The following is a 9,352-nucleotide window of genomic DNA, read 5'->3' as shown; positions in this document are numbered from 1 at the left end:
TGCAATCCCTTGTGGGAGCGCTCATCTGATGAGGCAGAGGCCGAGCGCCTCACGCAGGCGGCTTTTCATGTGGTTGACGGGGAAGTGACGGCGCGGCTGCTGGCGGCTGATCCGCTGGCTTGCATCGACGACGTACAGGCCGCGTATCTGGCCCACGAGGCCGGGCGCACGGTTAACCCCGACAGTTATTTTCTGCGCTTTCCCGAGGCGCCGGCCAATCGCATCATTGCCTTGCCCGCCAGCCTGGCGGGTGATCAGCCGGTCAGCGGCATCAAGTGGATCTCCAGCTTTCCGGGCAATGTCGACACCGGCCTGCAACGTGCATCGGCGGTGCTGATCCTCAACGACACTGTGACTGGCTATGCGTTTGCCTGCCTGGAAGCCTCGCGGATCAGCGCCATGCGCACCGCAGCCTCGGCGGTGCTCGGTGCACGCTGGATGAATCGTCAGCAGCGCCACGTCAGGCGAATGGCGTTTATCGGTGCCGGTTTCATCGCCAGAACCGTTCTCGACATGTTTGTCAGCGATGGCTGGGCGATGGACTCGGTAAGCGTCTTCGATCAGCACGAGGATTCAGCGCTGGCCTTGCTCAGCCACGCTGCCGGTCGGCATCGGTTGAGCGGCGAGCAAACGGACCTGCACGACTGCCTGCAGGCCGATGTGGTGGTATTCGCCACGACCGCGCCGAGCCCTTACGTCCTGGAGCCGGTGTTTCGCCCAGGGCAAGTGGTGCTGAACATTTCACTGCGTGACCTGGGGCCGGAGGTTATCGCTCAGGCCGACAACATCCTCGATGACGTCGAGCACTGCCTCAAGGCTCAGACGTCGCCTGACCTTGCAGTGCGGCAGTATCAGCACCGTTCGTTCATCACCGGCACGCTGGCGCAACTGATGATCGGCGAGGTGGAATTGAGCCCCGACCGGGCATCGATCTTCTCGCCGTTCGGTCTCGGCGTGCTCGACCTTGCCGTGGGCCAGCGTGTTTATCGCCAGGCGCTTGCAGAGGGCAGCGCGCTGCCGGTGCCGCGATTCTTCTTTGAGTCGAACCGCTGGTGATGGCCGTGCAGACGCACACCGTCGCCATCATCGGCGTGGGCTCGCGCGGGCTGAGCATTCTGGAGCAACTGATTGGCATGAGTCGGCACGCCGATCAGCAGCCGTTACAGATCGAGGTATTTGACCCACAGCCTCCAGGCAGTGGGCTGCATTCTGCGCAGCAGCCGGATTACCTGATGCTCAATACAATGGCCGGCCAATTATCCGCGTTTTCTTCGGCGTTCCCGGCGTGCGAGCCGGCAGGCTGGACCTTTTTGCAGTGGTGCAGCGCCCAGGATGTACGCCTCGACGAGCGCGGTCATGTCAGCACGGATGGGCAGGGCAGGCCGGTAGCGTTCGGTGACTTCGTGCCGCGTGCGTTGCTCGGGCGCTATTTGCAGCACAGTTATCGATTCCTGCTGCAGCAGTGCCCGGCGCATGTACAGGTGCGCCATCACGCCGAAAGGGTAATCAAGTGCCGTTCAAGGTCCGATGTGCCGGGTTTCAGGCTGCGCAGCCTGACTCGAGAGATGAACGTCGATGCGCTATTCCTCACCACCGGTCACGCCTCTCAAACTGCTGAGCTACAGGACGTCGGCGCAACGGTGGCCATCGAAGGGCTGGGGCTGACGGCGATGGACACGCTGGCCAGCCTGACTCAAGGGCGCGGCGGGCGCTATGTGCGCGACGCAGGCTTTGCTGGCTGGCGTTATCTGCCGTCAGGGCGCGAACCCAAGGTATTTCTGTATTCACGCAGCGGGCTGCCGTTTCATGCCAGGCCGCACTGGCAGCCATCCAGCCATGCCGCGCTGCCAAGGCAGTTTTTTACCGTCGCCGCCGTTGCTGGCCTGCGCAAGCAAAAGCAAGGCGGGCAGCTCGACTTTCAGGCCGATGTATTGCCGCTGATCAAGGATGAGATGCGCGCAGTGTTTTACCAGACGAAGGCCCGGCTCGATGCGCCACGGCAAGTTGAGGCCGTCCAGCGGGCGCTGCATGAGGCTGTTGCCAGGCCTGCGCTGTTTGCCCGGCTGGCGGAGCAGTGGGGCGAATTCGACCCCGAGCAATGGCTGACTACCCAGCGCTGGACAGGCGAGGCGGGCACGTATGGCCAATGGTTCGTCGAGTGGATCAAGCGTGACCTGGCGCTGAGTCGGCTGGGCACGGCACACAGCCCCATCCGTCAGGCGCTCGAGGTGTGGCGCGACTGTCGCGATCTGTTGCGGTTGGTTGCAGACCGCAACGGCCTGACTGAATCGTCGACCCTGGCGTTCTATGGCACATGGGCCGGGCTGGGGAACCGTCTGGTTGGTGGCCCGCAAAAGGAGCGTCACGAAGATCTGCTGGCGCTGATCGACGCCGGGGTGGTGACGGTTCTCGCGCCTATGGACGACGCGCAGCAGTCAGGTAGCCGCTTGGACAGCGTCATCGCTGCACGCGTCGCCCTCAGTGGGCTGTCGGGCAATCGCAGTGCGCTGCTCGACGATTTGCGCGAGCAAGGGCTGATTCGCGCCGCGCACGCCTGGCCGGCTGACGGCATCGACACCGATGAATCTGGCCGCGCCATCGGCCGCGACGGTTCGGTGCAGCAGCGGCTCTGGGTGCTGGGGCCTGCCGTGGAAGGCTGCACCTTCTACAACCACTACGTCCCAACGCCGGACCCGAGCTGCCGAGCCCTGATCGAGGCGCGCAGGGCGGTCGAATCCTGTCTGGAAGCGCTGGCTGATCACACTTCAAGTTGCATCACTTTTCAGTTGAAGAGAACTCTTTAACCCAATGATTAAAAAGGAATTACTGACATGTACGAAATAACTTTGCTGATCGCACTGGCGGGCGCGTTCATCGTGCTGATCATCAGCCCCGGCCCCAACTTTCTGGTCATTACCCAGCTGTCTTTCAGTCAGTCGCGGCAGCAGGGGATCTGCGCCGGTCTGGGCGTTGCCTCGGGCAGCATTCTCTGGGCGCTGCTGGCGGCCACCGGATTGGGGCTGGTGTTTGAGCAATTGCCCTGGCTGCAACCGGCCTTGCAACTGCTTGGCGGTGCTTATCTGACCTGGCTAGGCACCAAAAGCCTGCGCAGCGCGGGCAGCCAGCCCAAACCCCGGGACGTCGGCGCGCTGGGCATCGGCAGCCTGAGCCGCGCCTATCGTTTCGGCCTGCTGACCAACCTGACCAATCCCAAGGCGCTGGCGTTTTACACCAGCGTGTTCACCACCGTCACCACGCCGCGCATGCCGATGTGGGTGCGCACTGCGGGGGTGTCGATCATTGCCGTACTGGCAATCTTCTGGTTCGTGCTGCTGGCCACGCTGTTTTCGATCCCTGCCGTGCAGGCCCGCTATCAGCGAATGAAAAAGGCCATCGATATTGTCACTGGGCTTTTCATGATCGCCTTCGGCCTGCGTTTGCTGGTCGGTTTGCTGCCCACGGGCGTTTTTCACTGAAGAACCCGTTTAGTCGACTTTTAAAGGAGTAAACCGATGCACAGCAACGACTGGCACTATCCGACTTCGATCCGTGCAGGCGTAGGCCGCGTCAATGAGCTGGCCGACGCCTGTCGGGTGACCGGCATAAAACGACCGCTGTTGATCACCGACAGCTTTCTCGGCAGTACCGACATGATCGCCAGCGCGGTGGAGGACTGCCGCAGGCAATTGGGCTATTGCGGGCTGTTCGACCGGGTCAAGGGCAACCCCACGGGTCGCAATGTCGCCGAGGGGCTGGAGGCCTACAGAACCGGTGATTATGACGGGGTGATTGCCTTTGGCGGCGGCTCGGCGCTGGACGCCGCCAAGGCGGTGGCGTTGATGTCAGGTCAGCGCCGCCCGCTGTGGGATTTTGAAGACATCGGCCAGAACCACCTGCGCGCCGATCCGCACGGCATCGCCCCCGTGATCGCGCTGCCGACCACTGCAGGAACCGGCTCCGAGGTAGGGCGTGCCTCGGTCATTACCGATGAACAGGCGCAAGTCAAACGTACCATTCTGCATATCCGCATGATGCCGCGCATCGCGATTCTGGACGCCACGCTGACCCTCGACCTGCCCAGGCACCTGACCGCCGCCACCGGTGCCGACGCCTTGACCCACTGCATGGAAGCCTGGTGTTCGCCGGTCTGGCACCCGATGGCCGAAGCGGTTTCGGTCAAGGGCATGCAGATGATCAAAACGTTTTTGCCTCGCGTGGTCGCCGACGGCCAGGACCTGGAGGCGCGTCAGCAGATGCTGGTGGCCTCAAGCCTGGGCGCAGCGGCGTTTCAACGCGGTCTGGGTGGCGTCCACGCAATAGCGCAGAGCCTGGGGGCGCTTTATGACCTGCACCATGGGTTGCTGAATGCAATTGTGCTGCCCTACGTGTTGGAGGCCAATCGTGCAGCGTTGCTCACGCAAATGGATGACCTGGCGGTCTACCTGCGTTTGCCCGAGCCGGGCTTCGACGGGGTGATGAACTGGCTGTTGAGCCTGCGCGAACAGATCGGCATCCCGCACACGCTGGGCGAGATCGGTATCGATGACCGTGAGGCACAAAAGGTCGGAATGATGGCGTTTGCCGACGGCTGCTCGCACACCAACCCGGTTCGACACTCGGCCGAAGTGTATGCGCAGATTTTCAGCCGCGCTGTTAAAGGCTTTTGAGCCGTGATCCTGCTGGATGAGCCGGCGGTGCAGCGTATTGACGAGGTCTGGCGGCGTTTTGTCGATCAGGGCGGGATTGTCGGCGGGGTCTTGCTGCTTGCCCAGCACGGTCAGTTGCGTTACGCCAGCGCGCGGGGCTGGGCCGATCGCGAGCAACAGATGCCGGTCAGTCGTGACACGCGCTTTCGCCTGGCGTCGCTGACCAAGCTGCTGACCTCGGTGACCGTACTGAGGCTTTGCGAAGTGGGTGTATTGAGCCTGGATGCAGCGGTGACAGACTGGCTGCCGGCATTTCGGCCGCGTCTGGCGGGGGGCCGTGAGCCCGTGATCACCCTGCAGCATTTGCTGTCGCACACCGCCGGTTTGAGCTACGGCTTTGAGCAAATGCCCTATAACGCTTACGAACGAGGCGGGGTGTCGGATGGGCTGGATGGCGTGGCGTTCGGTTTGCAAGAGAACCTGCGCCGCTTGGCAAGTCTGCCGTTGCTGTTCGAGCCGGGCGGCGCCTGGGGATACTCGCTGGCCACCGATGTACTGGGCGCGGTGATCGAACAGGCCACCGGGCTGGCGTTGTCAAAGGCTATTGCGCGCATGGTCACCGGGCCATTGCGAATGAGCGCGACTTCGTTCAGGCCCATGCAGGGTTTGCCTTTGTCCAGTGCCTACAAAGACAGTGCTGGTGGCCCTCAGCGAATTGGTAATAGCGATGTGTTGATGCTCGACAGCGGCCGGGCTTGGCTGTCGTCCGCTCGTGCTTATGACGCAAGCGCTTACCAGTCAGGTGGGGCGGGCCTGCTGGGCACGGCGGATAACTACCTCAGCTTGCTGGAATGCCTGCGTCTGGGCGGTGCGCCTGTGTTGAGCCCGGCCAGCACAAGGCGCTTGCTGAGCAACGCCATCGGCCAGACGCTTGTTGCCACGCGTGGTCCGGGCTGGAAGTTCGGCCTCGGGCCCATGATTCTCACCGACCCGTCGGCCGCCGGGCAGCGGCAGGGCGCAGGCAGTTGGTCGTGGTGCGGGCTGTACGGCAGTCATTATTGGGTTGATCCGGTGTCTGCCATCAGTCTGGTAGCAATGACCAATACCGCCACGACAGGCGCCTGGGGCGAGTTTGCCGAATCGATGGTCGACGCGATCTACATCAGGTCCGGGCGAACTGCTTGCGGTAGCTGCTCGGGCTGATGCCCACCAGGTTGCGAAAGTGTCGTCGAAACGACTCTTCCGAGCCAAAACCGGCCCTGTCCACCACTTCATTGAGGCGCAGCTTCGAGGATTCCAGCAGTTCCTTGGCGTACGCCACGCGCTCGCCGAGCAGCCAGTCATAGGGCGTCAACCCGGTGCTTTCCATGAAACTGCGGTGCAGGGTGCGCGTGCTGACCGACGCTCGCGAGGCCATTTCCTTGATGGTGTGCGGGCGTTGCAGATCGCCGCGAATCCAGTCCATGAGGTTGGAAATCGGGCCGTCACTGGCCGCCACCAACTGCCTTGAGGCGTATTGCGATTGCCCGCCTTCGCGGTGCGGCGGGATTACCATGCGCTGCGCCACCATGTTAGCGACTCGCGAGCCATGATCGTTGCGCACCAGGTGCAGCATCATGTCCAGCCCGGCGGCCGAGCCCGCAGCCGTAACGATATTGCCTTGATCCACATACAGCTCGTTGGGCTGAATGCTCAGCCCCGGGTACATGGTTGCCAGCAAATCGGTGTAGCGCCAGTGGGTCGTGACCTTGTGCCCGTCGAGCAGGCCCGCTGCTGCCAGCACGAACGCCCCGGTACAGATCGAGCAAATGCGTGCGCCACGGGCGTGGGCGGCCTGAAGCTGTTCGATCAGGCGTTGCGGAACTTCGGACTCCACCCCGCGCCAGCCAGGCACGATGATGGTGTCGGCGTTTTCCAGCAGCACCTCACCTGGGGTTGGCACGATAGTGATACCGCCAGCCGCGGTGATCGGGCCGTCATCGACCGGGAAGGTTGCGAACTCGTACCAGCTGACCCCCAGTTCGGGTCTTTTGAGGGCAAATACCTCAACCGTGCAGCCAAATTCGAAGGTGCATAGTTGGTTATAGATGAGGGCGACGACGAGATGATTTTTCATGGCGTGATGTTACCGCATATTGGCATTTCAGCCAGTAGTTTGGCTCGATGCTACTGCGTAATCTCCGCAGCTGAAACATTAACATGCAAGTGGTCTGGCAAGCAGACCCAGGAGCCTATTCGTGCCACTCAATATCGGTATCTACGTTTATGACGATGTCGAGGTTCTCGACTTCGCTGGCCCCTATGAAGTGTTCACCACGGCGACACGCATGCATGCCCGCAAAAGCCGCGACGACCGCCAACTGTTCAACGTGTTTACCATTGGCCGCAGCATGGCCCCGGTTCGTGCGCGTGCCGGGCTCAAGGTCGATCCGGACTTCTCTATCACCGACCATCCGCCTGTGGACTGCCTGATCGTGCCCGGTGGCGTGGTCACGGCCGAACTGGAAAAAGCCGACGTGATTAGCTGGATCAGCGATCAGTCTCAGCCTGGTCGCGTTGTAGCCGCCGTGTGCACCGGGGCGTTCATGCTGGCCAGGACCGGCAAGCTGGCAGGCAAGCAGGTCACCACGCACTGGGAAGACATCAACGATCTCAAGGAGATGTTCCCCACGGTGGACGTACTCAGCACATTGCGCTGGGTCGATGAAGGCTCGTTCGTGACCTCGGCGGGCATCTCTGCCGGCATCGACATGAGCCTTCACCTGGTCGAGCGGCTGCACAGTCGTGAACTGGCCGAACGTACTGCCTTGCAACTGGATTTCGACTGGACCGAGAACGACTGAGACTTCCAGCCCTGCCGCCTGTTTCGCTGATGACGCCATGTGCCCGAAACGTGCATGGCGAACCTTTTAGCGGGTCATTCAGCAAGTGCCTTACCCCCGCCTGATGCAGCAGTGAATGGCCGATAACCCGGACGTGTCGGTGTGTCAGCGGGGTTTTCCGTTTCCCGACCCTTTCCGGCTCAGCGGCTTCCAGTTCCGCGGCCGACCCGCTTCCACCCTCGCAAAACCAGAGTGCAGGTCACATGAAAACCCACTTCTTCAAAGTCGTGCAAACCGTTGCACAGCACGGTTCGTTCTCGGAGGCCGCGGCCATTCTGGGGTGCAGCCAGTCGAACATCAGCTACGCGATCAAAGAGGTCGAGGACTTCTTTGAAAAACGCCTGTTCATCCGTAGCCGTACCGGCTGCACCCTCACCCCGGAAGGCAAAATCATCAACCAGACTCTTGGAAATGTTCTGGCCACGCTCGAACAACTAAAAAAAATGGGGTCAGTGGCAGCGTAACCATTCATTACAACACGCACATCGAAGAAACCAGCCTGAGCGCCTCACTGGACTTTCTTGCCCATCATTACCCCGATATTCACCTCAACGTGCTGCACCGAGGCGAGCAGAGCCCGTCACTGGACTCGTTGATCAGGGAGGCGGCCGATATCCTGATTGTGCCCCGTACGGTGCTCAACGAACATTATCTGGAGCACCATCACTGGTCGGATCATTACGTGCTTGCCGTCGCGCGTGGCAAGCCGTCGGCGCCGCAGAGTTTCGCCGATTTCCCGCAGGTGTCTCGTTACGTGGCCTGGCGACATCCGGGTGCGGAACGCCTGCACCAGCAACTGGCAGCGGCGCAAGTGCGGCTCAGTCAGCGTGGCGAACTGACCTGCCTCGACACGCTGCTGGATCTGGTCGCGAAGCGGCATTGCATCACTATTGTGCCCAGCGTCTTGCTGGGCGGTCGGCTCGGTGAGCTGGAGCCGATTGCGCTGCCACTGACCGTAACGCGCCAGATCAGCGTGGTCGCGCGCCCGGCCTCGTTGCTGTCCAGCGCGGCCAATGCGGTGATACAGGCGTTGAAAAAACCATCCGCCGCTGCGGCGCCGAATTACTAGGTCGAAAACCCTGTCGAAGGCCATCGGGTCTGAACATCAATGCAACGAATCGGGCCCGCTGGGCTCATATCCGTAGGTAACACATTCAGGGCGCTCCGCCTGCGGAGCGTCCAAAGTCGCCGATTCGAGAGGAAGACTGGACGCTATGACGATACCGGACAAGCAGTACGTGGACTGGCTGGTCGAGCAATCGATGCTTAATGCCGCAAGACAGCGCGCCAAGACCTATTCGGGGCAGGGCAGGCTCTGGCAGCGTCCATTCGCGCTGGCACGTCCCAGAGACGCCTCCGCTATTGCCTCGGTCTGGTTCACGGCCTACCCGGCGTCGATCGTCACTCGCGAAGGCGGCTCGGTGCTTGAAGCGCTGGGCGACGAAACATTGTGGCACGCGCTGTCCGAGATCGGCATTCAGGGGATTCACAACGGGCCGTTGAAACTGTCCGGCGGGCTTAAGGGCCGCGAGCGGACGCCAAGTATCGATGGCAACTTCGACCGCATCAGCTTCGGCATCGACCCAGACCTGGGCACCGAGGCGCAACTGCTGAGCCTGTCGCGCATCGCTGCGGCGCACAACGCAGTGATCATTGACGACATCATCCCGTCGCACACCGGCAAAGGTGCAGATTTCCGCCTCGCCGAGATGGCGTACGAGGATTACCCCGGTTTGTTCCATATGGTCGAGATCCGTGAAGAAGACTGGCCATTGTTGCCCGAGGTCGCGGCTGGCCGCGACGCCGTCAACCTGATGCCCGATG

9 protein-coding genes and 1 pseudogene are annotated in these 9,352 nt (G+C 61.9%); 9 read left to right on the top strand and 1 reads right to left on the bottom strand.

Annotation, left to right across the window (positions count from 1 at the left end; translation table 11 throughout):
- The 5 genes from sbnB to DW49_RS0100520 form a co-directional block, all read left to right on the top strand.
- Positions 1-1,056 (top strand): 2,3-diaminopropionate biosynthesis protein SbnB (sbnB, locus tag DW49_RS0100540; RefSeq protein ID WP_241478680.1); only part of this gene is annotated, 1,056 nt, incomplete at its 5' end.
- Entirely contained in the window at positions 1,056-2,804 is a 1,749-nt protein-coding gene (locus DW49_RS0100535; RefSeq protein WP_024421051.1) for an FAD/NAD(P)-binding protein, read from the top strand. The genes sbnB and DW49_RS0100535, both read left to right, overlap by 1 nt.
- Before the next feature lie 27 nt (positions 2,805-2,831).
- Entirely contained in the window at positions 2,832-3,476 is a 645-nt protein-coding gene (locus tag DW49_RS0100530) for a LysE family transporter (RefSeq protein ID WP_005618261.1), read from the top strand.
- Between the two features lie 36 nt (positions 3,477-3,512).
- Complete coding sequence (locus DW49_RS0100525; RefSeq protein ID WP_005618259.1) at positions 3,513-4,667, top strand: iron-containing alcohol dehydrogenase; 1,155 nt, start codon at positions 3,513-3,515, stop codon at positions 4,665-4,667.
- Between the two features lie 3 nt (positions 4,668-4,670).
- Positions 4,671-5,849: a serine hydrolase domain-containing protein gene (locus tag DW49_RS0100520; RefSeq protein WP_005618257.1), complete on the top strand. Its 1,179-nt coding sequence runs from the start codon at positions 4,671-4,673 to the stop codon at positions 5,847-5,849.
- Here the strand turns inward: DW49_RS0100520 and ftrA are convergent.
- Entirely contained in the window at positions 5,809-6,762 is a 954-nt protein-coding gene (ftrA, locus tag DW49_RS0100515) for a transcriptional regulator FtrA (protein WP_003376695.1), read from the bottom strand. The two genes, DW49_RS0100520 and ftrA, sit on opposite strands and share 41 nt — an antisense overlap.
- Positions 6,763-6,883: 121 nt before the next feature.
- Here ftrA and DW49_RS0100510 point away from each other — a divergent pair, with 121 nt between their 5' ends.
- From DW49_RS0100510 to DW49_RS0100495, 4 genes and pseudogenes are all read left to right on the top strand, one after another.
- Positions 6,884-7,489 carry a DJ-1/PfpI family protein gene (locus DW49_RS0100510; RefSeq protein ID WP_005618256.1) on the top strand — a complete coding sequence of 202 codons (606 nt, stop codon included), beginning with the start codon at positions 6,884-6,886 and terminating at the stop codon, positions 7,487-7,489.
- 242 nt (positions 7,490-7,731) lie between these two features.
- Positions 7,732-7,992 (top strand): helix-turn-helix domain-containing protein, encoded by a 261-nt coding sequence (locus DW49_RS0100505; RefSeq protein WP_003376691.1) that lies wholly within the window; start codon positions 7,732-7,734, stop codon positions 7,990-7,992.
- Positions 7,993-8,027: 35 nt separating this feature from the next.
- Positions 8,028-8,597 carry a LysR substrate-binding domain-containing protein gene (locus tag DW49_RS0100500; protein ID WP_229687561.1) on the top strand — a complete coding sequence of 190 codons (570 nt, stop codon included), beginning with the start codon at positions 8,028-8,030 and terminating at the stop codon, positions 8,595-8,597.
- Between the two features lie 145 nt (positions 8,598-8,742).
- Positions 8,743-9,352: pseudogene (locus tag DW49_RS0100495) on the top strand (maltose alpha-D-glucosyltransferase); the annotation flags it as partial.

It is taken from the genome of Pseudomonas avellanae BPIC 631 (genome assembly GCF_000444135.1).
Classification (GTDB): Bacteria; Pseudomonadota; Gammaproteobacteria; order Pseudomonadales; family Pseudomonadaceae; genus Aquipseudomonas; species Aquipseudomonas avellanae.
This window is presented reverse-complemented; position numbering and strand designations above follow the sequence as displayed.

Coding starts and splice junctions, on each gene's coding strand:
- DW49_RS0100525 (WP_005618259.1), top strand. CDS start 3,513: ATGCACAGCAACGACTGGCACTATCCGACTTCGATCCGTGCAGGCGTA.
- DW49_RS0100530 (WP_005618261.1), top strand. CDS start 2,832: ATGTACGAAATAACTTTGCTGATCGCACTGGCGGGCGCGTTCATCGTG.
- DW49_RS0100535 (WP_024421051.1), top strand. CDS start 1,056: ATGGCCGTGCAGACGCACACCGTCGCCATCATCGGCGTGGGCTCGCGC.
- ftrA (WP_003376695.1), bottom strand. CDS start 6,762: ATGAAAAATCATCTCGTCGTCGCCCTCATCTATAACCAACTATGCACC.
- DW49_RS0100505 (WP_003376691.1), top strand. CDS start 7,732: ATGAAAACCCACTTCTTCAAAGTCGTGCAAACCGTTGCACAGCACGGT.